The organism is Larkinella ripae (assembly GCF_054780775.1).
Window position 1 is genome coordinate 640,752 of record NZ_BAAGVR010000001.1, and the last position, 24,866, is coordinate 665,617.

Sequence of the window (24,866 nt, forward strand, 5' to 3'; positions counted from 1 at the left end):
ATTGTTTATAAGTCCTAATGATTGCAAAACGGTTTTCGGTATGCGGTTTTCAGATTACGGTGGCTGGCGCGTGCTTTCGGTGTTGGTCGGCACCGGGCGGCATCAGAAACCGTTCAAGAATGCGCCACCTACCGCAACCTGAAAACCGCATACCGAAAACCGGACTACATATGAATCGCCCGGTTTTCGGTCGCGGCCAGGCAGGCTTCTTTGATGGCTTCCGTGTAGGTCGGGTGGGCGTGCGAAATCCGGCCAATGTCCTCGGCCGACGCCCGGTATTCCATCGCTACGACGCCTTCCGCAATCATGTCAGCGGCCCGGGCCCCAATAATGTGCATGCCCAGGATTTCGTCGGTTTGTTGGTCGGCCAGCACTTTCACCAGTCCGTCTATGTCCATCGACGCGCGGGCGCGGCCCAGGGCTTTGTACGGAAACGAACCGACCTTGTAGGTCCGGCCCTCGGTTTTTAATTCTTCTTCCGTGAAACCCACGCTGGCCACTTCCGGCCAGGTGTACACCACGCCCGGAATCAGCCGGTAATTAACGTGCGGTTTTTGTCCGGCCAGCGTTTCAGCCACGTATACCCCTTCTTCCTCCGCTTTGTGCGCCAGCATGGCCCCGCGAATCACGTCACCGATGGCGTAAATAGTCGGCACGCTGGTTTGCAGGTGATCGTTCACCTCGATGCGCCCGCGGTTGTCAGCGGCCAGTCCGGCGGCTTCGAGATTCAGTCCGTCGGTGTAGGGACGACGGCCAACCGACACCAGGCAGTAATCGCCTTCGAGCGTAATCTGTTCCGGTCCGTCGCCACGGCCTTTGGGAGTGTCGGCTTTCACAATCACGCCATCGCCGGTATTCTCGACGCTGGTTACTTTATGACTGAAGTAAAAATCGGCACCGAGCTTTTTAACGGCTTTCTGCAATTCTTTGCCCATCGTTTTGTCCATCGTCGGAATCATCGAATCGGCAAATTCTACGAACGACACCTTAGAACCAATGCGGGCGTACACCGACCCCAGTTCCGCACCAATCACACCCGCGCCAATCACGATGAGGTGTTTCGGTACTTCCTGCAACGTCAGGGCTTCCGTGGACGTAATGACGCGCTTTTTGTCAATGGGCATCGACGGAAACGACGATGGTTTCGAGCCGGTGGCAATGATGAAATTTTTGGCCGTAATCCGCTCCTCGCTGCCGTCATCCTTTTTCACGTTCAGGGTGTTGGCATCCACAAACGAACCGAATCCCTGGTGAACCGTAATCTTGTTCTTCTTCATCAGGAACGAAATTCCGGTTACGTTGGCCTCCACAACGCCTTCTTTCCGCCTGATCATCTGCGGCAGATCAACCTGCAAATCGTTCAGTTTGATTCCGTGTTCGGCGAAGGTATGGGCCGCATTGTAAAAGTGCTCCGACGAATCGAGCAGGGCTTTCGACGGAATGCAGCCGACGTTCAGGCAGGTTCCGCCCAGCGTCTTGTACTTTTCCACAATGGCGGTTTTCATGCCCAGCTGGGCGCAACGAATCGCGGCCACATAGCCGCCCGGCCCGGAGCCGATGACGATAACGTCGTATTGCATAGAATTGGAGATCGTTTTGCCAGTCAGTTAGCTATACACAAACGTAGGACGGACTATAAAGTCGTCTCTGATACCAAGCACCTGGGCCTGCAGCAAAGACGGTTTTCACAATCCGTCCTACGATATTTCAATTATACGCCCAGTAGAATCCGGGCCGGATCTTCGAGCAACTGTTTCACCCGAACCAGGAAGCTCACGGAATCTTTTCCGTCAATGATGCGGTGGTCGTACGACAAGGCCACGTACATGATCGGACGGATGACAATTTCGCCGTTGACGACCACCGGACGCTCGACGATGTTGTGCATTCCCAGAATGGCCGACTGCGGTGCGTTGATGATCGGCGTCGACAGCATCGAGCCGAAAATACCGCCGTTGGTGATCGTGAACGTTCCGCCGGACATTTGCTCGATGGTCAGTTTATTGTCCCGCGCCAGACCGGCCAGTCGGATGATTTCTTTCTCAATACCGGCAAAATCCATGCTTTCGGCATTGCGAATAACCGGCACGACCAGTCCCCGCTCGGTCGAAACCGCAATGGAAATATCGCAGAAATCGTTAAAAACGATGGAATCGCCGTCGATCGACGCGTTGACGTTCGGGAAGTCCTGCAAAGCGATGCAAATGGCTTTGGCGAAGAACGACATGAAGCCCAGTCCCACCGCGTGTTTCTCCTTGAATTTGTCTTTGTACCGGGCCCGCAAATCCATGATCGGCTTCATGTCGACCTCGTTGAACGTCGTCAGCATGGCCGTTTCGTTTTTCACGGCCACCAACCGCCGGGCGATGGTTTTCCGCAGCGAGGTCATCCGCTCGCGCCGTTGCTCCCGGTTTCCGTCGCTCGAACCAGCCGCCGGAGCGGGGGCTGCCGGAGCCGGTGCTGGTTTGGGCGGAGCGGGCGTTGCGGCCGGTTGCGGGGCGGGGGCGGTTTTTTCCGCTTTCACCGCGTCGTCTTTGGTAATCCGGCCACCAATGCCGGTGCCGTTTATTTCTTTCGGGTCGATGCCTTTCTCGGCCAGAATTTTGGCAGCAACCGGCGAGGGATGATTCGCGGCATAGCCCTGTTCGGCGGGTTGCGAAGCCGCAGGCTGGGACGCCGGTTGTTGGGCCGGTGCCGTGGGCTGCGAAGCGGGTTGAGCCGCGCCCGCACCGACTTCAATCCGGCAGATTACCGCGCCAATCGCCAGGGTTGAACCGGCTTCGGCCACAATCCGGAGCGTTCCGGCGGCTTCGGATGGCAATTCAAACGTAGCTTTGTCGGATTCCAGTTCGCAGAGCACTTCGTCCAGCTCCACCTGATCCCCATCTTTTTTATTCCAGGAAGCGATCGTTACTTCCGTAATCGATTCGCCCACTGGCGGCACTTTCATTTCTACGGTTTTTCCGGCCGGGGCCGCTGCCGGTTCCGGCGTAGCAGCCGGTTGCGGGGCGGGTTCGGGTTTGGCGGCTTCGGGTTGCGGAGCGGCCGGTTTTTCAGCCGGTTTGGGTTCGGCGGGCGCTGCGGGTTTGGGAGCCGGCGCTGCGCCGTTGGAAGCACCCGCCGACTCGATGGTACACAAAACCGCACCGATCGGCAACACATCCCCTTCCTGCGCCATAATGTGCAATACGCCGTCGGCTTCGGCCGGAAATTCAAACGAAGCCTTGTCGGATTCCAGTTCACACAACACCTCGTCTCTTTTCACCGAATCGCCTTCTTTCTTATGCCACGCGCCAACGGTAACTTCCGTAATCGACTCCCCAACCGGGGGAACTTTCATTTCTATTGCCATTTTATCATAGTTTTCGGTTGTCAGTCATCCGTGCGTAGCATGGGATAACCGTAAACTCTTATTCAAACGCCCGGCGGATGATATCAGCCTGCTCCTGGCTGTGTACTTTCGAATAACCGGTAGCGGGCGAGGCACTATTTTTCCGGGTAATACCGCGTAATTTCAGATCCAGTGCCGAACGCAGCAGGTACGTCCAGGCGCCCATGTTCGACGGTTCTTCCTGCACCCAAACCAGTTCGGCCGTCTTGCTGTAGTTCGCCAGAACGGCATCCAACTGGGTTTGCGGAAACGGATGTAACTGCTCCAGGCGAACAATGGCCACATCCTCCCGCTTGTCGGCCTGCTGTTTTTCGAGCAGCTCATAATAGATTTTACCCGTACACAGCAAAACCCGTTTTACTTTCTTGCCCGTTGCGTACGTATCCGGCAATACTTCCTTGAACGTTCCTTTGGTAAGGTCCTCCAGCGGTGAAACTACTTGTGGGTGACGCAATAAAGATTTTGGTGACATCACGATCAGCGGCTTCCGGAACGGCCACGTCAATTGCCGACGCAGCAGGTGGAAGAAGTTAGCCGGGGTGGTGACGTTGGCCACGACCATGTTGTATTCGGCCGAAAGTTGCAGATACCGCTCCGGACGGGCATTGGAATGTTCCGGGCCCTGGCCTTCGTAGCCATGCGGCAACAGCATCACCAACCCGTTCATCAGGCCCCATTTCGATTCACAGGACGAAACAAATTGGTCGATGATCACCTGCGCGCCGTTCGAGAAATCGCCAAACTGGGCTTCCCAGATCACCAGCGCGTGCGGAGCCGCCATCGAATAGCCGAACTCAAAGCCCAGCACCCCGTATTCCGACAAGAGCGAGTTGTAAATCTGCATTTTCTGCTGACTGCCCTCAATGTGGTCGAGTGAACTGTAGGATTCGTTGGTCTCAGAATCGTGCAAAACCGCATGGCGGTGCGAGAACGTTCCGCGCTGCACATCCTGCCCGCTCAAACGAACCACTTTATTTTCCAGCAGAATCGAACCGTAGGCCAGCAATTCTGCCGTTCCCCAGTTGACCTGCCTGGATTCCGTCAACATCTGCCGACGGTCTTTCAGCAGTTTGTCGATCTGCTTCAACGGCTTGAAACCGCTCGGCACGGTGACGAGCGCGTTGCCGATCTTTTCGAGTGTTTCCAGCGGAACGCCGGTTTCGGGCGACTGATCGAAGTCCTTCGGCTCGCTCACCCGCAGCTCCGCCCACTCGCGGTCGAGCCGCAGCGGTTTGTACGGAATGGCGGCTTTTTGCTTCACCATATCGAGCCGGTCCTGCAACTCTTTCTTGAACTCCGCGTCCATTTTAGTCGCCAGTTCGGCATCGACCTCGCCCCGCTCGATCAGGCTTTTGTTATAAATCTCGCGCGGATTGGCGTGTTTGTCGATGGCGTTGTACAGCGTTGGCTGCGTAAACTTCGGCTCGTCCGATTCGTTGTGCCCGTACCGACGGTAACAAACCATATCGATAAACACATCCCGGTTGAACTTTTCCCGGAATTCGATGGCCAGTTTGGCGCAGAAAATGACGGCTTCCGGATCATCGCCGTTAACGTGGAAAACCGGAGCATCCACAATCTTGGCCACATCCGAGCAATAGATCGACGAACGGGCGTCTTCAAAATCGGTGGTGAAACCGATCTGGTTGTTGATCACGAAATGGAGGGTTCCGCCCGTCTGATAACCGGCCAGTTTCGCCATTTGCGTGACTTCGTAGACAATGCCCTGACCCGCCACTGCCGCGTCGCCGTGGATCAGGATGGGCAGAATTTTGTCAAAATTACCGGCGTATTCTTCATCGGCCTGCGCCCGCACAAACCCTTCAATGATCGGGTTGACGGCTTCGAGGTGCGAGGGGTTAGGCGCCAGCTTCAGGCTGATCGGTTTGCCGGACGAAGTTTCGATCAGGCTGGAATAACCGAGGTGGTACTTTACGTCGCCGTCGCCAAACACCTGATCGGGCACGTTGCCTTCAAAACCGCTGAAAACGTCTTCGTAGGATTTGCCCAGAATGTTCACCAGCACGTTCAGACGGCCCCGGTGCGCCATCCCGATCATCACTTCTTCCACGCCCAGTTCCCCGGCGTAGTTGATGATGGCATCCAGCGCCGGAATGGTGGTTTCACCGCCTTCGAGCGAAAACCGCTTCTGGCCTAAGTATTTGGTATGCAGGAAGTTTTCAAAAACCGTCGCTTCGTTCAGCTTTTCCAGAATCCGCTTCTTCTCCTCAATGGTCGGGTCGAAAACCAGCGCTTCTTTCTCAATTTTGTTCCGCAGCCAGTTTTTCACGTCGATCTCCCGGATGTACATGTACTCGAACCCGATGGTGCCCGCGTAGATTTTCTCCAGCGATTCCATGATTTTCCGCAGCGAGCTCGGCCCGATTCCCAGCAAGTCGCCCGCTTCAAAAACCGTATCGAGATCCGCTTCCGACAGGGCGTAATCTTCCAGACCCAGCCGGGGGTTGCGGTCTTTGCGATCCCGGATGGGGTTCGTCTTGGCCAGCAGGTGCCCCCGCGAGCGGTAGGCTTTGATCAGACTGGCGACCGATACTTCCTTTTCGGCGTGTTTGGTATCAATAACGGGTTTTGTAGTTGCCTGATCGTCGCTGTTGTGCCCGTTGCCATTGCCACTTTCGCCGTACGATTGAGAAAATTCAAAACCTTCAAAAAATTTTTGCCAGCTGCCATCCACCGAGCCCGGGTCCTGTTTATAAGCCCGGTATAAATCGTCTATGTAAGCTGCTTCAGAATTAGCTATATACGAGAATCTGTCCATAATTCGGGATCACCCATGTTCGATCGGCAAAGTTAAAGGATTCAAATAGAAAGATTGTCTACTATTTATTCAATTCTTTACGAATCGTACCAGGTTTTCTTTTGCTAACGATGCTGACCCGAAATAAGTTGAAAAAAGGAGGAGAGGAGGAAGGGGAAAAGGATTGAAAGCAGGAGAGGAAGAAAGGATTGAAAGGAGGAAGGGACGAAAGCAGAAAAGAAACCGTTGTCGCTTCTTTCATTCTCTCCTCCCTTCCTCCTTTCAATCCTTTCTTAAACTAAATTATTTTTGAACGCGTAGGCCACCATGCCCGCCGTATTTTTCGTCCCGGTTTTTTCCAGAATCCGCAGGCGGTGTCCTTCGACCGTGCGCGGACTGAGGAAGATTTTTTCGCTGATCTCGGCCGTTGACAGCCCTTCACAGATTAGCTTGAGCACTTCTTTTTCGCGCTCCGACAACAGCACCTTGCTGTTGTAGAGCGTCGAGTTGGATGAAGCCGGCGGTTGCTTGATCACCGTCGTTTTGTTGACCATTTTCCGGTGCATCACTTTGGAGACAAAGTCGTTCAGGTACACGCCGTCGTCCATCACCCGGTGAACGGCTTTCTCTACTTCGTCCAGATCCGCATCTTTCAGCACGTAACCGCTGACGCCTTTTTCGAGCAGGTGCAACACGAAGCGGTCTTCGTCGTGCATGGTCAGCATGATGATTTTGACATCGGGATGGTTTTCGCGGATGTATTCGGTGGTGGCAATTCCGTCCATAACCGGCATTTCCAGATCCAGCAGCACCACATCGGGCATCCGGCGGGTCAGCTTGTCGATCAGTTCCTGCCCGTTGCTGGCTTCGAGCACCAGTTCAAAATCCGGCACCTGACTCAATACCGAAGCCATTCCTTTCCGGAATAAATTATGATCGTCGGCTAAAGCAATCTTGATCTTTTTCATGGTAAGGGTTAGAAATGAATGGCTCAAAGGCCGAAAATGGGTTAACAGCTATACTGGATAAATACGGTTTTAGTGCTGGAGGATGGTTTGATGGCTACTGGACTTCTTTCACTTTCCATTAAAAACCGTGTTTAACTATTGAGCCATTTTCAGCCATTTAACACCGTCAACCATTTTTAACTCATGTAGCCGTTAAACCGTTTCGACTTCGACTTCAACTTCGGGTTTCAGGTTGCGAACCTGGATGTGAATGCGGGAACCGCGGCCTTCCTCCACATCAAACGTAACGTGGCCATCGATGACGTTCAGGCGGCTTTCGATGTTACGCAGCCCCAGGCCGCGCTTTTTATCCTTCATAATTTCGTCCAGATCAAACCCGCGTCCGTCGTCGATCACCGACAGCAGAATACCGCCCGGCTGGCAATGCAGATCAATAATGATGTTCTGCGCGTTCGCGTGTTTGATGGCATTGTTGATCAGCTCCTGCGCAATGCGAAACAGGGTCAGATCGAGTTGCGGAAGCAGGGCCGGCATTTTATCCGTACACGATAATTCGACGTGGACTTCGCCGTTGCTGGCTTTTTCGGCCAGTTCTTCCAGCGCCGACACCAGCCCAAAGCGTTCGAGGGTGGTGGGAACCAAATCGCGGCTGATACGCCGAACGTTGGCGATGGTTTCGTCGAGCAGCGAGCGGGTTTTCTGCACCAGAACCGTCGAACCCGGATCACTGTGTTCTACGGTTCGACTTAACTGATTCAAACTCAATTTGGTAACGGACAGCATGGTCCCGATTTCATCGTGCAGATCCTGCGCAATGCGCCGGCGTTCGTGTTCCTGGGCCTGGAGGGTGGCGGCAAGGAGGCCTTTGCGGTATTTCTCCTGCCATTCTTTCAGAATGAGTTGCTGACGAATCTGTTTTTGCTGGTAATAGGCGACGAAGACGATAATGAAAATCGCCATCACCAGCAAAACGGCCGTTCCGACGGCGATATATAATTTCATGTCCTCGTTCACAGCGAGTCAGAAGCCAAGTACGTTCCCATACACGGGGAATTATAATAAATCAATTTGGCGAAATATAAAACTCTGCCACCATTTCCGCAAGAACCATGTATTAAACGGTCAACGGGTCGCTCAGCCTGCTCTCGCGCCGACGAAGCCAGAAGCTGATCAGGAGGATGATGTAGAAAAAAGCAGAGAACGTCCGGACAATGGTGACGTATAAATAGTAGCTGCCGTTCGAACTCAGGTCGCCCAGCGTCACCTTTATGAACAGAAAGACAAACAAGGTTCCGGCAGCATACACAATGGCACCGGCACTCACCCAGAACATCGAATGGATCAGTAAATTCTGAATCTGCATCTTTGTCAGGATGTGGTGAAAATACAGGAGCGCGTAAAAAATCATGACGATTCGCTGCGTACCCAGCGCAATACCGGCAATTTTCGTCCAGCTGAAATCAAAGATGAAAGCCAGTAAATACAGGCTCAAACCGGTCAGCACAATCGTCTGATGGCGTTTTGCTTTTAACTCAAGGTGGTATGCGGCAGCAAAACACCCCATTTCGATTAACGAAATCAGGTTGAAGAGGTAGAGATTATTCTGCCGGTAGGCGGCATCGTGAATCTGAATCAGGCTGATGACCAGCGTCAGCAGCAGCATACGCAATAACCAGCGCCCCGCTTTATCAAGAAAGTTGTAATTTACCAGCCCGGTCCCAATCGCCAGAATCAGGAACAGGTCTGGTAAAAAAGAATCCGGGTACTTTAAAATTAACTTAATGTAGGGATGATCAATCATACTCACCTTACGCTCCGGTCAACCTCCTTTACCGACTTTATTACACTCGGGCGGACACAATGGGCCGTCGGCCAGTTGCCCATCGCGGCCCGCCGGCATATCCTTCATCCCGGCTTCGGCGGGTACGGATAACTCCAGAATTTCTTTGCCGTTTTCGTCGACGCCGACCAGCACAACCCGCGGCAAAAGCTGCTCTTTGCCGTTTACTTTTTCCCGGCGTTTGGCGTGGTAAACCCGGATGCCAACGCAGCCCGGCTGGTTGAGGATCTGTTGCAGATTATCGCTGCCAAAAAATTCGGAACGAATCGTATCGGCGTCCGGGATCTGTTGTTCTTTCTTCCGTTGCTGGTAGGCCCCTTTAAATTCACTGGCTTCCTGCTCCGAAATGAAGCGTCCGGCCCGGCTGGTAATTCCACTCATAGGTCAAAAAGCGGTTATAACGTGAAATGATGCAATCAATCGTACCTCAAAAGTGCATCGGCTTCCGGTGGAAAACAATTATTGGATCCAAGCTTTGAGTGAACGGAAAGAAATTTGAAAAACCGCCGACAAAGCAAGTACCCTAATCAGGTTACTAAAAGACAATAAACTCAAACAATATTTTCTTTATCGTATTTGCTAAACAAGAGTCCAACGAGTGATAACAAACAAAATAAAATATAAAAAATCTGCGTGGAATCAATAAAGAGATTGCGCGTTTCGCGTGATACCGTATACAAATACTTAATAAATAAAAACGTAAATAAAGTGCCGGTAGCGTAAATTAATAAGCCCGCACTTACCCAGAACATACTGTATACGGCTATCTTCTTTATCCTCATTTCAGAGAGTAACGTTACAAAGTGCAACAGAACCATGATGATGGTCGCAATTCTGAAAACTGTAAAATTAACGGCTGACAGCTCTTTGAAAGAAAAAAATAAAGCGTTAAACAACAAGGATATAATACCAACTAGCAGAACCGTTCTTTTTTGTACCGGATTGGCAAAAACCGACAGATAGACAGCGGAAATGAATAGGATTTCAAAAAAAGTATAGATATTATAAATGTAAAAGTTCGACCATTTATAATAGGCAAAATAAAGGGAGATGAAATCTTTAATCAGGGTACATATAAAATACCCGACAAAAAACTTCATTTCCCTTCTTAAATTTTTAAACTGATAAAGTCCGACAGCTAAAACAATTAAATCGAAGAAATCCGCGATAAAATCGAGTGGATAAGTTGACGCAAGCTCTTGCAAACGGTCCATCCTTATGGAAAGGAAAAGTCATAGGTATCTCAGCAACGGTCCGGACATAAATGCCCATCCGCCAATGCTTCCCGGCCGACGGGCATATCCTTCATCCCGGTTGGGTCGTCGCTATCATTGCCCTCCGACCCTCTTTTAAACTCCTGATCACGAGTCAGACTGCCGAGAAAGATGTCTTTCCCTTCTGAGTCCACAGCCGCCAGCACCAGTCGTGGTTTCGGGTCGCCATTTTCGTCCTTGTCCTGGCCTAAACCGTAGTAAATCCGAACGCCGACGCAATTGTCGTAGCCCAGTAATTCGTTGATCCGGTTAATGCCAAAAAACTCGGCGCGGGTATAGGAGCCCTTACGAAAACCGTGTTTTTCTTCCTTATACTGGCGAAAACGGCGGGTCAGCGTCTCGGCATCCCGGTTTCGAATGAAGTTGCCCGCGTCCCCCCGGTACGGTTCTTTTGAGTCGTCAGTCATGTTTTTTTGGATGAGAGTTTATAGATAGTCCATCCAAAGTAGGAAGCAGCGAAGGAAAATACAAAGCGAAGGAAGGACATCCGATTTAATAACTGACTAATAATCAAACAGTTATTGCAGACAAAACAGGTAAAACTACGCACATAAATACGCATAATCCCTTATCAGGAACGCCCAATCCCCTTTTTTTACAAATAAGGAGTCGCTTATTTAAATTTCTTAGTAACTTCCCTGCACATTTGCAGAGAGTTGGCGAGTCCTACCTTAGGACGAGCTGATTTTCTCATCTCATAGGTTAGGTTTGGAAAAGGCCAGGACGTTGTCCGGGCTTTTTTTTTAGGGAATAGCAAAGCAGGAAAAGACGAAGGGAGTAAAGAATTCGTAGCTTCTTTCCTCCCTTCCCTCCGGTTTTCCTTTATTTCAACAAATTCAGGAGATATTGTCCATAGCCGCTTTTGACCAAAGGCTGCGCAATGCTTTTGAGCTGGGCCGCGTCGATGTAGCCCATGCGGTAAGCGACCTCTTCAATGGAACCGATTTTCATTCCCTGGCGCTCCTCGATCACCTGCACAAACTGACCCGCCTGCATCAGCGAAGCAAAGGTTCCGGTGTCCAGCCAGGCGGTTCCCCGGTCCAGAATACCCACTTTCAGCTTGCCACGCTCCAGGTAGACTTTGTTAACATCGGTTATTTCGTATTCCCCGCGCGGACTGGGCTGCAACTCTTTGGCGATCTTAACTACCTCATTGTCATAGAAATACAAACCGGGTACGGCATAGTTCGATTTCGGTGCCTGCGGTTTTTCTTCAATGGACAACGCTTTTTTGTCGCCATCAAACTCCACCACCCCGTAGCGTTCGGGATCGTTCACCTTGTAGGCAAACACCACGCCCCCGTCCGGATCGTTGTTGGCCTGCAGGAGCCGGGAAAGCCCTGAACCGTAAAAAATATTATCGCCCAAAATCAGGGCGACCTTATCATCGCCGATGAATTCCTCCCCAATCACGAAAGCCTGCGCCAGCCCGTTTGGCAGCGGTTGTTCGGCATACTCGAACGTGCAGCCCACCTGCGCGCCGTCGCCCAGCAGTTTTTTAAAGTGGGGCAGATCGTGCGGGGTCGAGATGATCAGAATTTCGCGGATTCCGGCCAGCAGCAGAATTGACAGCGGGTAGTAAATCATCGGTTTGTCGTAAACCGGCATGAGTTGCTTGCTGACGGCCAGCGTCAACGGATGCAGACGAGTACCGGAGCCCCCGGCCAAGATAATGCCTTTCATGGTTTTCGAATGAGCGAATGAGCGATTGAGTGAATAGCTACGCCATTTTTTGCTTCCTGCGGAGCTATTCACTCATTCGCTCATTCACAATTGTTATCGGTTTTCGTACATCGAATCGTAATACTTCTGATAGGAGCCGGAGGTGACGTTTTCGAGCCACTCCTGGTTGGCCAGGAACCAGTCGACGGTTTTTTCCAGCCCTTCCTCAAACTGCAACGATGGTTGCCAGCCCAGTTCGTTCATCAGCTTGTGGGCGTCGATGGCGTAGCGCAGGTCGTGGCCCGCCCGGTCGGTCACGTACGTAATCAGTTGAGCGGAAGTGCCTTCGGGACGGCCCAGCTTCCGGTCCATGATGCCGCACAGCAGGTTTACCAGATCAATGTTTTTCCACTCGTTAAAACCGCCGATGTTGTAGGTTTCGCCGTCCCGGCCGTGGTGGAAAATTGTGTCGATGGCGCGCGCGTGATCGATGACGTATAGCCAGTCCCGTACGTTCTCTCCTTTCCCGTAAACCGGCAAGGGTTTGTTGGTCTGGATGTTATGAATCATCAACGGAATGAGCTTCTCCGGAAAGTGATTCGGGCCGTAGTTGTTCGAGCAATTCGACAGGACGATCGGCAGCTTGTAGGTGTTGCCGTACGCCCGCACAAAATGGTCGGAAGCGGCTTTGGAGGCCGAATAGGGCGATTGCGGATCGTAGGGCGTCGTTTCAAGAAAGAAGTCCTCCGGATTGTGCAGCGAACCGTACACTTCATCGGTCGAAACGTGGTAAAACCGCTTCCCGCTAAAATCGGCCTTCCAGCTATTTTTGGCGGTATTCAGCAGATTGACCGTTCCAACGACGTTGGTCATCACAAACGCCATCGGGTCCGTAATCGAGCGATCGACGTGCGACTCGGCCGCCAGGTGAATCACGCCGTCAAAACCCTGTTCCTGAAACAGTTGCTCCAGAAACGCAGCGTCCGTAATATCCCCTTTCACAAACGTGTAATTCGGCGCGTCCTCAATATCCGAGAGGTTGGCAAGGTTACCGGCGTAAGTCAATTTATCCAGGTTTACAATCTGGTAATCCGGGTAGCTGGTCACAAACAACCGCACGACATGCGAACCAATAAAACCGGCTCCGCCGGTAATCAGAATTTTCTTAGACATGCTGTTATTCCGAAACAGTTGAAGATTTCTTTTGTAAATTTTGCTCCCAGCGCCAGGCATCCTGCAGGCCTTCGCCCAATGTTTTTTCGGCCCGCCAGCCCATGACGTTGTTTACTTTATCAACCTGAGCGTAGATTTTCTCAACATCGCCCGAACGGCGCGGCCCGATCGTGTAATTCAGTTTGATGCCATTGACTTCTTCAAACGTACGGATGAGTTCCAGCACCGTATTGCCATTGCCGGTTCCCACGTTGAAAACGTCGTAGAAGCTGGTTTCCTGGCGGGAATCGAGCAGACGCAGGGCCTGAACGTGGGCTTTTGCCAGATCCACCACGTGAATAAAATCCCGCACGCAGGTGCCGTCGGGGGTGTCGTAATCATCACCAAAAACCGTCAGCTTTTCCCGGATTCCGGCGGCTGTCTGGGTAATAAACGGCACCAGGTTGCCCGGTACACCCAGCGGCAATTCGCCGATCAGTCCGGAAGGATGGGCGCCCATCGGATTGAAATACCGCAGCGAAATGGCTTTTACCGGTGCTTTGGCGTGAACCGTATCGCGAATGATATCCTCGCAAATGGCTTTCGTATTGCCGTACGGCGATTGCGCCGGCAAGCGGGGCGTTTTCTCCGTCACCGGCAGGTGTTCGGGCTGGCCATACACCGTGCAGGACGACGAAAAAACCAGGTTCGGCACCCCGTGTTTCTGCATGGTTTCCAGCAGCAGCAGGGTTGAGTCGAGGTTGTTGCGGTAATACTTCAGCGGTTCGGCAACCGATTCACCGACGGCCTTGTAGGCGGCAAAATGAATGACTCCCTGAAATTTTTCTTTTTCAAAAAGGGCATTCAGCGTCTCGGAATCGTTGCAGTCGGCTTCGTAGAAGGGAACGTCGTGGCCCAGAATCTGGCGCAGGCCGGCCAGGGCCGAGCGATTTGAATTGGAAAGATTGTCGATAATAACGGGTTCGTAGCCGGCGTTCAGTAATTCAACAACCGTATGCGAACCAATGAAGCCGGCTCCGCCAGTGACTAAAATTTTCATTGGGTGATGGTCTATTAGGCGTATTTCAAACGTTGAGTCTGCGGGATCTCAAGCAAAAAATGGGCCGATAATGTCGGTTAATTTATCTTTTGATTCGAGGGACGAGCAAATCATTTTTCGTGAAACAGTGTTAAAAAGTGGAAGTTCGCCCGCTTCTGATCGGGCAAAAGTATAAAATTCAGTAGGTTTCTAAAAATAAGTTTTTATCTTCGGGTCAGGCCGTCTTAGCGACCGGACGCCGAGTTGTCGGGCTGTCGAAACCGAAGATTCCCAATCACTGGAGTGGCATGATAAACGATAACGAAATAAAAGCGTTGATTTCGCTACTGGACGACGAAGACCAGGAAATCACCGAACACGTTGAGCAGAAGATCCGCGAATTGGGCGGCCAGTTGATTCCGTTTCTGGAAAGTGAATGGGAAGATAGTTTTAATCCAATTCATCAGAAGAAAATTGAAGAACTGATTCACGACCTGCAGTACCAGTCGGTTCTGGAACGGATTACCGTCTGGAAAGAAACCGGCGGCATCGACCTGCTGGAAGGGTTGTGGATTGTGGCGACCTACCAGTATCCGGACCTGTCGCTCGAAAAAATCCGGCAGGAAATCAAGCAGTTGTACCTGGACGTGTGGCTGGAAGGCAAGTCGGACATGCACCCGATCGACCAGATCAAGACGTTAAATACGGTTTTTTTCAACAAACTGAAGTTTGCCGCCAACACCAAGCACTTCCACTCGCCGTCGAACTCGATGATCAACGTCGTGCTGGAAAGTCGGCGCGGCAATCCCATTTCGCTCTGCGTCATTTACATGATGATCGCCCAGCAACTCGACCTACCGGTTTATGGGGTTAATCTGCCGAGTCTATTTGTTCTGACGTATAAGAAAGATCACACGCAGTTTTACATCAACGTGTTCAACCGTGGCCTGGTGTTCTCGAAATCAGACATCGATCATTACATTGGGCAACTGAACCTGAAACCGGCCGATACGTATTACCAACCCTGTACGAATCAGGATATTATCCGGCGGGTGCTGCGGAATCTGATGCTGGCATTCGAAAAAATCGGTGATACCGGCCGGGTGAAGGAAGTGGAGCAGTTGCTGAACGCCCTCCACGACGAAGACGCCACCCCGCCCCTGTCGGATTATACAAACAAATGAATCCGCCGGTTTGCCGGGCAACCGTTGATGGAAATTCGGTATGAAAAAATTTGAGTACAGAATTTTGGAAGTGCCAACGGGCGGTTTTTGGGGCGGCAACGTAAACAGCCAAGAACTGGTTGAAAAGCTGAATGAACTGGGCGCAGAAGGCTGGGAAATAGCGTCTTCGCTAGCCACCAATCGATACGAGGGCCAGACGCAATCGGCCTTTATCATTCTGAAACGCGAAATTGCGTTCTAAAACCCGCCAGGACTTTAGAACGCAATGGCCAGCATACCCGGCCCGGTTTCAAAATAATGAATCTGCAACTCCCGCACGTCGTCCGGCAAGCGAACGTGGCCCGTCAACAGTCCGGCGCCATCGGCAAACGGCTCAACGTGCAGGTGTTCGCGGAACGTAAGCTGGCGTTTTCCGTAGAGTTTATAAAGCGCTTCCTTGGCACACCAGTAAACCGCCAGCCGGTGCAGATCGCCGTTGGCATGGGCGGTTTCTTCGCGGGACAACACGCGCGGCACCACCCGCACAAACTGCTCCCGAAACGGTTCAATATCAATCCCGACGGCGTTGGAATGGTGCAGAACGGCAGCCGCCCACCCGGCGGTGTGCGAAATGGAGATGTGCGCTTTTAATCCAATCAGATGCGGTTTTCCGTACGCATCCTTGTACAGACCCGCGTACGGCCAGAACGGTTCCACCAGCGCCCGCACAGCCGCCCGACACGCCAGCCACTCGACGCGCTGGGCCGGGTGCGTTATTTCCAGCAACTCCATCTGTTCGGGAACCGTCAGCGTCAGCAACGGGCGCAGCTCGTCTTCACTTTCCTCAATTTGCCACAATACGGCGGTGCAGTTGGCCCCGAGTCGGTGGGTTTGGTAAACGGACATATCCGGTTTTCGGTTTGAGGGTGTAATGATAAATGTAAAATGCCGAATGTTAAATGATAAAGTAAAAACCGCTTCGGCACTTTTACCACCAACATTCGGCATTTTACATTTATCATTGCAGAAACAATAGCGAATGCAGGTCCATAAAATTGATACCTTCGCCGGTCACCGCGACGGCGTGTACACACTCGATGCGGGGGCCTCGCCGACCGAGTTTTTTTCGGCCGGTGCCGACGGGCTGGTGGTTCGCTGGCAACTGGACAAGCCAGACCTGGGAACGCTCCTGGCCCGCATTCCGGCTTCCATCTACGCCCTGGCGTTCGATCCGGAACACCGCCAGCTCTGGGTCGGCCAGAATTACGACGGGATTCACATCATCGACCCGGTTCAGAAACAGGAAGTCCGGTCGGCGCAGATCACCTCGGCGGCCATTTTCGACATCCGGTTTTTTGAGAATTCGGCCTGGGTGGCCCAGTCCGATGGGGTGCTGGCGGTGCTGGATAAAACGGAATTTACTGTCCGGAAACACCTGAAAGCGGGCGAAAAAAGTGCCCGCTGCATCGCCATTAATTCCGTCAGCCGGGAAGTAGCCGTGGGCTACAGCGACCATGGCATCCGTGTGTTTGATGCGGACTTGCTGACGCTCAAGCGCACTATTCCGGCCCACACCAACTCGGTTTTCACGGTGCAGTATTCGCCCGATGGCCGGTTTTTGCTCTCGGGGAGCCGTGATGCCCACCTGAAAGTCTGGAACGTGGCCGATCAATACCGCCTGGAAACGGACGTGGCCGCCCATTTATTCGCCATCAACCACCTCTGCTACAGCCCCGATGGCGCGTTATTTGCTACGTGTAGCATGGACAAATCCATCAAAGTCTGGGATGCCGACACCTTCCGGTTGCTGAAAGTGATCGACCGCGCCCGGCACGCCGGACACGGCACGTCGGTTAATAAGTTACTCTGGAGTTCGTTTCAGGAGCAACTGATTTCGGCCAGCGACGACCGTCTGATTTCTGTCTGGGAATTGACCCGGTAACTAAATGATTGGCCTACTTTTTAGCATTTTCACAAATTTCAGACTAAAAAATTGATATTTTCGGTCGGATAACTTTACTTTTAGCAGAAAAGTGACCGTTATGGCACCATAAACCTTTCAACCATGAAAATAACGCCCATCGAGATACGGCAGCATACATTTGAAAAGAAAGGATTCGGCGGCTACCGCCCCGACGAGGTGGACGCTTTTCTGGCGTCTCTTTCGCAGGAATGGGAACGCGTCACGAGTGAAAGTAAAATGCTGAAAATGCAGCTTGAGCTGGCCGAGAAAGAACTCAGCAAGTTCAAGGACGTCGAAATGACGCTGTTCAAAACGTTAAAAACCGCCGACGATACCAGTACGCAGATCACGGATCAGGCCAACAAAGCCGCCGAAAAATACCTGAGCGAGTCCAAACAAAAAGCCGACGAAGTGCTGGCCGACGCCCGCAAGCGCTCGACGCTGATGGTACAGGACGCTGAAAATCAGGCCCATTATATCAAAGAAAATATCCTGAACGACCTGAAGTCGATGGAACACGACTTCAAGGCCATGGAAAAATACAAGGAAGGGCTGATCAAACAGATCCGGACGCTGGCCACCAGCGCCATCGATAACGTGGACCGGTTTGAGAAAAAATTCAACCAGCAGTCGATTCAATCGAAAATTGACGAAGTAACCGCCTTACACGCCGGAAACGAGCCCGCGGCCACCAAAGGAACGGCACCCGCCGACGGGGATTCCGCCCTGGTCGATCCGGAAACCCTGCACGTTGAGACCACCGACGACGCTCAGGCTACCCCTGCGGACGCCCCCGATACAGCCGCTGACGAAACCGCCGTTGGCGATCCGGTGACCGCTCAGGGAGCCGAAGCCGCCGAGGCCGGATTGCCCGTTACGGAACGGACTGGTGAGCAGGAACCGAAAACTGACGAGCCTGAATCGACAGAACCCCAGGCGGTTTCGGAAGAAACAAACCCGGACGAAAGAAAAAAGGAAGCCGGATCGTTTTTTGATCAGATTTAACCAGAAAAGCGGACCCGGGTCCGCTTTTTCGTTCTACTTTTGGGCGAAACTTTTACCGGTTGGAAAAGACGAAAAACCGTCGATTCGCTGTTATGGGAACCATTTCGCTTGAAGGACTTGAATTTTTTGCCTACCACGGCTTCTACGACGAAGAACAGAAGATTGGCAACAAATACTCCGTTGACATTACCGTTACTGCCGATTTGACCGAAGCCGCCCGGCTCGACCGGCTGAGCACGACGGTGAATTACGGAGATTTGTACAACATCACGCACGCGGCCATGCAGCAACCGGCCCGCCTGCTCGAACACATTGCCCACAACATCATTGTCGAAATCCGCAAGCAGTACCCCCGGATCGACACCATCGAGGTCAGCGTTTCGAAATTCAATCCGCCCATTGGGGGCGTTTGCCACCGCGCGAAAATTACGCTGCGGGGGTAGGCGATTTCGGACCCAGGCCAGCTCATCGTCGAAAACCGGTCATAAAAAAAGCGCCCAGTCTGCTGAAGACCCGAACGCTTTTCCAAAGGATATTTTTGGATTATACCGATACAGCCTGCTGTTTCAGTTCATCGAACGAAATGTCAAAATGAGATGCATCATAAATGCACTCGCCGTTGTGGATCAGCAAAACCTGCGGGGATTGGTGATCGACGCCGAAATCAGCGGCCACCTGATTGGATACCGACCGAAAAGAAATCAGGTCCAGGTAATACGGTTTGATTCCGGCCGAATCGCTCCAGTTGCGTTCCATGCGGCTCAGGGCCGTCGAACTGATGGAGCAGCGGGTGCTGTGTTTGAAAATCAAAACCGGCTGTTCGGCCGACTCTTGTTTGATTTGGGCTAATTGGGCGTTGTCTTGCAGTTTGTTCCAGTTCATGATGCTTGTTCACACGTAACTACGTGCATATAAGCCATATTGAACTGGAAAAGTTTCGAACCGGATCATTCAATTTTTAATTTTTCCACCATTTCGCTCGACATCGCATCGGCATACGGGCCGTAGGCATTGACCAGCGTTCCTTTCTGGCCGTTTTTCGACTCGATGGCGTATAAAACCGTATTGTCGTCGGGATCGCTCATGCCTTCAAACCGGTAGACTTCCGTAATTTCAAATTCTTCGGGCCGGAGTTCCAGATTAGCACCCCGGCAAACAAGGCAGTTTTCGGCCAGATTAAAGTCGAGCGTGTAGCCTTTCTTCGTCAGATCATCGAGGGCTTCGACGAGGGTATCGTACGTTTGCATGGGGGGTATGCGTTAAGTTTGTAGTTTTGCACCTTCGAACCAATGCTTCATCCGCTTGCGCGCTGCACTTTATAACACCTCCATCCGACTCTACCAGGCTACGCTTCAGCTCGCAGCCCGGTTTCATCCCAAAGCCCGGCTGGCCGTTCGGGGGCGCGACGGATGGTTTCGGCAAATAAACGCAAAATTAGCCGATAATGCCGCACCGATTGCCTGGTTTCATGCCGCGTCGCTGGGCGAATTTGAGCAGGGCCGACCGGTGATGGAAGCGTTCCGGCAGCAGTATCCCGGCTACAAAATTCTGCTCACGTTCTTTTCGCCATCGGGTTACGAGGTCCGGAAAAACTACGCCGGCGCCGATTTTGTCTTATATCTGCCGTTCGATACGCCCGAGAACGCCCGGCAGTTCGTCCAGCTCGTCCAGCCGGCAATTGCGTTTTTTATCAAGTATGAGTTCTGGTACAATTACCTGCGGGAACTGAAAAACCGGCAGGTTCCAACCCTGGCGTTTTCGGCGATTTTCCGATCCGATCAGCTCTTTTTCAAACCGTACGGCGGTTTTTACCGCTCGTTCCTGCGGTTTTTCGACCATTTGCTGGTGCAGAATCAGGAGTCGGTCGATCTGCTTCACCGCATTGGCGTGACGAACGTGACGCTGGCGGGCGACACCCGTTTCGACCGGGTGAAACAGGTGGCCGACGCCCGCAAAGACATTCCGATTGCCCGGGACTTCAAAAACGAGCAACCCCTGCTGGTGGTTGGAAGTGCCTGGCAGGCCGACCTGCAGGTGCTGCTTCCGTTTCTGAACCGGTTTGACCAGCCGCTGAAGGTCATCATCGCGCCCCACGAAATCCACGACGACGAAATCGAACGGTGGCGGAGTCAGCTCCCCGGTCAGACCGTCCGGTTTTCGGAAGCGCAATCCCGCCCGCCTGCGCTCCTCCGCTCCGCCAACAACCTGATCATCGACAACGTCGGGATGCTGTCGTCGCTCTACCAGTACGGCGAGTTTGCGTACATCGGCGGGGCGTTTGGGAAAGGCCTGCATAACATTCTGGAAGCGGCCACTTTTCGGATGCCCTTGTTTTTCGGTCCCAACTACGGAAAATTTCAGGAAGCCGTCGATCTGGCGAAAACCGGGGGCGCTTTTCCGGTGTCGGACCCGGCTCAACTCGAAGCGGTTTTCCGGCGGTTTTACGCGGATTCGGCGGCTCTGGCGAAGGCTTCTGCGGTTTCCGGTGATTACGTTACCCGGAACACGGGGGCTACGTCTAAAGTGATGGAGATTGTAGCAAAGGTTGTTACACAGAGGTAATCATAGAAAACCAGGGTGCATCAGAGATTCTTTTAAATCAAATTTCTCAGAAGATCATCCAATCGGCGATTGAGGTCCATCGGGCATTGGGACCGGGTTTGCTGGAATCGGCGTATCGGGAATGTTTGGCGTATGAATTGACCAAAACGGGTTTATATGTTGAGCGTAAAAAACCGATGCCGATTGTGTATAAAGAAAAAAAACTGGACCACGGTTATCGAATGGATCTATTGGTAGAAAGAAACGTTGTGGTTGAGCTAAAAACCGTCGAAGCACTAACGGATGTCCATTTCGCCCAAACGCTAACCTATCTAAAATTGGGTCATTTTCATTTAGGTTTACTAATCAATTTTCGTGTTAATTTGTTAAAAGATGGAGTCCGTCGGGTTATCAATCCTGCTTTTAAAATCTCTGATAACCTCTGATGCACTCTGAGCAATCCTGTGTAACAATCCCATAACCTCAACTTTGCAAACCGGCTTAATCATACGCTCTACCGGCTCCTGGTACGAAGTCCGCAACACCGACGGACACATTTACCGCGCCCGGCTGAAAGGCAAATTCAAGATTCAGGGGCTGAAAGTTACCAATCCGATTGCCGTCGGCGACCGCGTGCAGTACGAACTGGAAGATGAGATTGAAAACACCGTCGTCATCACCGGCATTGAGCCCCGCGAGAATTACATCATCCGCAAATCGGTCCACAAAACCGCCCACGGACACATTCTGGCCGCCAACATCGACCAGGCCGTGCTGATCGTTACGCTGGCCTTTCCGCGCACCTCGCTGGGGTTCATCGACCGGTTTCTGGTCATCGCCGAATCGTTCCGCATCCCGACGACGCTGGTGTTCAATAAAGCCGATATCCTGAAGGAAGAGGGATTGGACTACCAGCGCGAAATCATCGATTTGTACGAAACCATCGGCTACGCCTGCCTGGAAACCTCGGCCACCGAAGGCGCAAACGTCGATGCGTTTCGGGATTTGCTCGATCAGAAAATTAACCTGTTATCGGGGCATTCCGGCGTCGGCAAATCGTCGCTGGTCAACGCCGTGGCTCCGGATCTGCAACTCCGCACGAATGAGGTTTCGACCTTTGCCAACAAGGGCGTTCATACCACTACCTTCGCCGAGATGTTCGAAATTGCGCCCAATACCTTCATCATCGACACGCCCGGCATCAAGGAATTGGGGCTAGCCGACATGGAAAAAGAAGAAATAAGCCATTATTTCCCCGAAATGCGCGACCGACTGAACCAGTGCCGGTTTCACAACTGCCTGCACATCAACGAACCGGGTTGCGCCATCAAAGAAGCCGTCAACGAAGGCGAAATCGCCGAAAGCCGCTACTGGAGCTACCTCGGCATGGTGTCGGGGGAAGACAACAGGCGATAGATGATTCGGTATGACGGGGCGGCCCCGTCATACCGAATCATTCTTAATTCGTTATCGCTGCCAGCAGATCGGCCTGGGTAATGATGTAGACTTGCTGGCTTTCGTCGCGGACGAGCAGGGCCTTGTTGTCGCGGTCGATGAGCGAGGACAGCACATCCACGGTGTTGTCGAGGGCGACGAATTTGAACGGTTTGTCCATGACTTCGCCAACGCTCAGGTCTTTCACCGTCGGGTCTTCGATCAGTTTACCGAGAATGGTCGAGTCGGTTAGGCTGCCGACGATTTCCCCGCTGGCATCGGTCACTGGTATTTGCGAGATGCTGTGCTGGTTGAGCAGCCGGATCGCGTCGCCTACTTTCAGTTCCTGGCCGACGGTTGTCAGCATTCCTTTGCCGTTTTTGCTGCGGACGATGTCGCGGGCCGTCGAAAATTCGCGCGATTCCAGAAAACCGTGGTCTTTCATCCAGGCATCGTTGTAGATCTTGGCCAGGTAGCGCGTGCCGTGGTCGGGCAGAATAATGATCATGACGTCGTCGTCGGTCAGGTTGTCACGCGCCCATTCCAGCGCCCCGTGCACCGCTGATCCGCAGGACCAGCCGACGAACAAACCTTCCTCCTTCGACAACCGCCGGGCCATGATGGCGGCATCTTTGTCGGTCACTTTCACAAAATGGTCGATCAGACTGAAATCGACATTCTGCGGCAGAATATCTTCGCCGATGCCTTCTGTCAGGTACGGGTAAATTTCACGCTCGTCGAAAATACCGGTTTCCTTGTATTTCTTGAACACCGAACCGTAGGTATCAATCCCGACCGTGACCACACCCGGTTTTTGTTCTTTCAGGAATTTGGCGGTTCCGCAAATGGTGCCGCCCGTGCCGACCCCCGCGGCAAAGTGGGTGATTTCTCCTTCCGTATCGCGCCAGATTTCGGGGCCGGTCGTGTCGTAATGGGCCGCCGTGTTCGATAGATTATCGTATTGATTGGGATACAGCGAATTCGGGATTTCGCGGTTCAGGCGTTTGGCCACGGAGTAATACGAGCGCGGATCGTCGGGCTCCACGTTCGTCGGACACACGACCACATCGGCGCCCACCGCCCGCAGAATATCAATTTTCTCCTTCGACTGTTTATCGGCCATCGTAAAAATGCACTTATAGCCTTTCGCAATGGCCGCCAGCGCCAGCCCGAAACCGGTGTTGCCGCTGGTTCCCTCGATGATGGTACCACCCGGTTTGAGGATGCCGGCCTTTTCGGCGTCCTCGATCATCCGAATGGCGATCCGGTCTTTCACCGAATTGCCGGGATTGAAGTATTCAACCTTCGCCAAAACCGTCCCCCGGATACCCTTCGTCACTTTATTCAGCTTCACCAGGGGCGTGTCGCCGATGGTATCGATGATGGAATTGTAATACTTCATGGTTGTGTGGTTTCGTGGTTTTCTAAAAAGGTAACGACTTGCCGGTGGAAATGGTTGAACGAGCGGGATTGTTTCGCCAGTTCGTCAAAGTCGGCAGGAACACCTGTTTTCTACACCCCACATCGCTTTTTTTAAATGATCGCTTATTTGCCACAGTTGAAACGGCTGGTTGTAATTCTCCCCTTCCTCCCTTTACACTTTCCTCCCTTTACTCCTTCATCTCCTGACACAACTCCACCAGCACGCCGTTCGTTTCCTTCGGGTGCAGAAAGCAAACCAGCTTGTTGTCGGCACCCCGTTTGGGCGTTTCGTTCAAGGGTGTGAAGCCTTCTGTTTTCAGGCGCTCGATTTCGGCGTAAATATCGGTGACCTCAAACGCCAGGTGGTGGATGCCTTCGCCCTTTTTTTCCAGAAACTTCGCAATCGGGCTGTCGGGCCGGGTGGCTTCCAGCAGTTCAATCTTGGTCTGGTTTACCCTGAAAAAGGAAGTCGTCACGCCCTCCGATTCGACGGTTTCAGACTTGTACGGTTTTTCACCCAACAATTTCGCAAACAAAGCATTGGAAACCGCCAGGCTCTTCACCGCAATGCCAATATGCTCTACATTCGTCATGACTTCCTCCGCTTGACTCCGCTACTCTTCGCTTCCCTCCGCGAAACAGCACGTGTTCTTTTGCACAAGTTAACCAGTTATTTCGCAGAGTTGCACAGAGACGAACCGAGTTAGGCGGAGTTTTTGAAGAAACTTTTCTTTTCGGTGTGCGGTTTTTACCTTAGTGACCAAATACAACACATTCTCATGGTTTCGGTAACGGATAAAGCCAAAGATAAAATTATTGAACTCCGCCAGAAAGATGGCCTGAACGACAATTATGCCATTCGCGTGGCGGTTCAGGGTGGCGGGTGCTCCGGGCTGATGTACGATCTGCAATTCGATACGTCGCAACAGCCCAACGACCACATCGTGGAAGACAAAGGCATTAAGATTTACGTCGACCGCAAGAGCCTGCTTTACCTGGCTGGCACCGAACTGGATTTTTCCGACGGCCTGAACGGCAAAGGGTTCCAGTTTAAAAACCCCAACGCCAGCCGGACCTGCGGCTGCGGAGAGAGTTTTTCAGTATAAGAATTGAAAGAAAAAAGCAGGAAAGGACGAACGGACAGTTACAATACGTTTCTCCTTTCGTCCCTCTAGAAAATATTTCTTGATTAGGATTGTTTAAAGGCACCGTCGGCTTCCACGCGGTGCTTTTTTTTATCTATTCTGTCTTGAA

26 protein-coding genes are annotated in these 24,866 nt (G+C 52.4%); 9 read left to right on the forward strand and 17 right to left on the reverse strand.

The features are described from left to right. Positions 1-164: 164 nt before the first annotated feature. The 12 genes from lpdA to galE form a co-directional block, all read right to left on the reverse strand. A complete protein-coding gene (gene lpdA / locus ACYVHX_RS02755; protein ID WP_460670061.1) occupies positions 165-1,580 on the reverse strand; it encodes a dihydrolipoyl dehydrogenase in 1,416 nt (471 codons plus the stop codon). Between the two features lie 131 nt (positions 1,581-1,711). Then, positions 1,712-3,352 (reverse strand): 2-oxoglutarate dehydrogenase complex dihydrolipoyllysine-residue succinyltransferase, encoded by a 1,641-nt coding sequence (odhB, locus tag ACYVHX_RS02760; RefSeq protein WP_460670062.1) that lies wholly within the window; start codon positions 3,350-3,352, stop codon positions 1,712-1,714. 58 nt (positions 3,353-3,410) lie between these two features. Beyond that, on the reverse strand, positions 3,411-6,170 hold the full coding sequence (locus ACYVHX_RS02765; protein WP_460670063.1) for a 2-oxoglutarate dehydrogenase E1 component: 2,760 nt from the start codon (positions 6,168-6,170) through the stop codon (positions 3,411-3,413). A gap of 272 nt (positions 6,171-6,442) precedes the next feature. After that, a complete protein-coding gene (locus ACYVHX_RS02770) occupies positions 6,443-7,117 on the reverse strand; it encodes a response regulator transcription factor (RefSeq protein WP_460670064.1) in 675 nt (224 codons plus the stop codon). Between the two features lie 192 nt (positions 7,118-7,309). Continuing rightward, positions 7,310-8,119, reverse strand: a complete 810-nt coding sequence (locus ACYVHX_RS02775; RefSeq protein ID WP_460670065.1) for a sensor histidine kinase — start codon at positions 8,117-8,119, stop codon at positions 7,310-7,312. Between the two features lie 112 nt (positions 8,120-8,231). Beyond that, the gene (locus tag ACYVHX_RS02780; protein ID WP_460670066.1) at positions 8,232-8,918 is read right to left on the reverse strand and encodes a hypothetical protein; all 687 of its coding nucleotides are present in this window, start codon (positions 8,916-8,918) and stop codon (positions 8,232-8,234) included. 18 nt (positions 8,919-8,936) lie between these two features. Continuing rightward, the gene (locus ACYVHX_RS02785) at positions 8,937-9,338 is read right to left on the reverse strand and encodes a hypothetical protein (RefSeq protein WP_460670067.1); all 402 of its coding nucleotides are present in this window, start codon (positions 9,336-9,338) and stop codon (positions 8,937-8,939) included. A 170-nt stretch (positions 9,339-9,508) separates the two neighbouring features. Further along, complete coding sequence (locus ACYVHX_RS02790; RefSeq protein WP_460670068.1) at positions 9,509-10,171, reverse strand: hypothetical protein; 663 nt, start codon at positions 10,169-10,171, stop codon at positions 9,509-9,511. Positions 10,172-10,200: 29 nt separating this feature from the next. Further along, positions 10,201-10,638, reverse strand: a complete 438-nt coding sequence (locus tag ACYVHX_RS02795; RefSeq protein ID WP_460670069.1) for a hypothetical protein — start codon at positions 10,636-10,638, stop codon at positions 10,201-10,203. Between the two features lie 415 nt (positions 10,639-11,053). Next, positions 11,054-11,914: a glucose-1-phosphate thymidylyltransferase RfbA gene (rfbA, locus tag ACYVHX_RS02800; protein WP_460670070.1), complete on the reverse strand. Its 861-nt coding sequence runs from the start codon at positions 11,912-11,914 to the stop codon at positions 11,054-11,056. 93 nt (positions 11,915-12,007) lie between these two features. Further along, positions 12,008-13,066, reverse strand: a complete 1,059-nt coding sequence (gene rfbB / locus ACYVHX_RS02805; protein ID WP_460670071.1) for a dTDP-glucose 4,6-dehydratase — start codon at positions 13,064-13,066, stop codon at positions 12,008-12,010. Between the two features lie 4 nt (positions 13,067-13,070). Further along, a complete protein-coding gene (gene galE / locus ACYVHX_RS02810) occupies positions 13,071-14,105 on the reverse strand; it encodes a UDP-glucose 4-epimerase GalE (protein WP_460670072.1) in 1,035 nt (344 codons plus the stop codon). A 290-nt stretch (positions 14,106-14,395) separates the two neighbouring features. Here galE and ACYVHX_RS02815 point away from each other — a divergent pair, with 290 nt between their 5' ends. Continuing rightward, a complete protein-coding gene (locus ACYVHX_RS02815; protein ID WP_460670415.1) occupies positions 14,396-15,268 on the forward strand; it encodes a transglutaminase-like domain-containing protein in 873 nt (290 codons plus the stop codon). Between the two features lie 40 nt (positions 15,269-15,308). Next, positions 15,309-15,509: a DUF4177 domain-containing protein gene (locus ACYVHX_RS02820; protein WP_460670073.1), complete on the forward strand. Its 201-nt coding sequence runs from the start codon at positions 15,309-15,311 to the stop codon at positions 15,507-15,509. 14 nt (positions 15,510-15,523) lie between these two features. Here the strand turns inward: ACYVHX_RS02820 and ACYVHX_RS02825 are convergent, their stop codons facing one another. Next, the gene (locus ACYVHX_RS02825; protein ID WP_460670074.1) at positions 15,524-16,153 is read right to left on the reverse strand and encodes a 4'-phosphopantetheinyl transferase family protein; all 630 of its coding nucleotides are present in this window, start codon (positions 16,151-16,153) and stop codon (positions 15,524-15,526) included. 133 nt (positions 16,154-16,286) lie between these two features. On the opposite strand from ACYVHX_RS02825, the gene ACYVHX_RS02830 reads away from it, so the two are divergent. The 3 genes from ACYVHX_RS02830 (at position 16,287) to folB (ending at position 18,658) form a co-directional block, all read left to right on the forward strand. Then, on the forward strand, positions 16,287-17,189 hold the full coding sequence (locus tag ACYVHX_RS02830; RefSeq protein ID WP_460670075.1) for a WD40 repeat domain-containing protein: 903 nt from the start codon (positions 16,287-16,289) through the stop codon (positions 17,187-17,189). A 123-nt stretch (positions 17,190-17,312) separates the two neighbouring features. Beyond that, positions 17,313-18,215: a DivIVA domain-containing protein gene (locus ACYVHX_RS02835; RefSeq protein ID WP_460670076.1), complete on the forward strand. Its 903-nt coding sequence runs from the start codon at positions 17,313-17,315 to the stop codon at positions 18,213-18,215. 92 nt (positions 18,216-18,307) lie between these two features. Beyond that, positions 18,308-18,658, forward strand: a complete 351-nt coding sequence (folB, locus tag ACYVHX_RS02840) for a dihydroneopterin aldolase (protein WP_460670077.1) — start codon at positions 18,308-18,310, stop codon at positions 18,656-18,658. Positions 18,659-18,758: 100 nt separating this feature from the next. Here folB and ytxJ read toward each other — a convergent pair whose 3' ends face one another. Then, positions 18,759-19,097 (reverse strand): bacillithiol system redox-active protein YtxJ, encoded by a 339-nt coding sequence (gene ytxJ / locus ACYVHX_RS02845; RefSeq protein ID WP_460670078.1) that lies wholly within the window; start codon positions 19,095-19,097, stop codon positions 18,759-18,761. A 65-nt stretch (positions 19,098-19,162) separates the two neighbouring features. Then, the gene (locus ACYVHX_RS02850) at positions 19,163-19,462 is read right to left on the reverse strand and encodes a phosphoribosylpyrophosphate synthetase (protein WP_460670079.1); all 300 of its coding nucleotides are present in this window, start codon (positions 19,460-19,462) and stop codon (positions 19,163-19,165) included. Between the two features lie 55 nt (positions 19,463-19,517). On the opposite strand from ACYVHX_RS02850, the gene ACYVHX_RS02855 reads away from it, so the two are divergent. The 3 genes from ACYVHX_RS02855 to rsgA are packed head-to-tail and all read left to right on the forward strand — an operon-like array spanning position 19,518 to position 22,172. Next, positions 19,518-20,777 carry a 3-deoxy-D-manno-octulosonic acid transferase gene (locus tag ACYVHX_RS02855; RefSeq protein WP_460670080.1) on the forward strand — a complete coding sequence of 420 codons (1,260 nt, stop codon included), beginning with the start codon at positions 19,518-19,520 and terminating at the stop codon, positions 20,775-20,777. A 41-nt stretch (positions 20,778-20,818) separates the two neighbouring features. Then, positions 20,819-21,202: a GxxExxY protein gene (locus tag ACYVHX_RS02860; protein WP_460670416.1), complete on the forward strand. Its 384-nt coding sequence runs from the start codon at positions 20,819-20,821 to the stop codon at positions 21,200-21,202. 43 nt (positions 21,203-21,245) lie between these two features. Next, positions 21,246-22,172, forward strand: coding sequence for a ribosome small subunit-dependent GTPase A (gene rsgA / locus ACYVHX_RS02865; RefSeq protein WP_460670081.1), 927 nt, complete (start codon positions 21,246-21,248; stop codon positions 22,170-22,172). A 43-nt stretch (positions 22,173-22,215) separates the two neighbouring features. Here the strand turns inward: rsgA and ACYVHX_RS02870 are convergent, their stop codons facing one another. Further along, entirely contained in the window at positions 22,216-23,592 is a 1,377-nt protein-coding gene (locus ACYVHX_RS02870) for a cystathionine beta-synthase (RefSeq protein ID WP_460670082.1), read from the reverse strand. Between the two features lie 208 nt (positions 23,593-23,800). Then, positions 23,801-24,205 (reverse strand): methylmalonyl-CoA epimerase, encoded by a 405-nt coding sequence (gene mce / locus ACYVHX_RS02875; RefSeq protein WP_460670083.1) that lies wholly within the window; start codon positions 24,203-24,205, stop codon positions 23,801-23,803. A gap of 186 nt (positions 24,206-24,391) precedes the next feature. On the opposite strand from mce, the gene ACYVHX_RS02880 reads away from it, so the two are divergent. Further along, positions 24,392-24,718 (forward strand): HesB/IscA family protein, encoded by a 327-nt coding sequence (locus ACYVHX_RS02880; RefSeq protein WP_460670084.1) that lies wholly within the window; start codon positions 24,392-24,394, stop codon positions 24,716-24,718. The last annotated feature ends 148 nt before the right edge of the window (positions 24,719-24,866 follow it).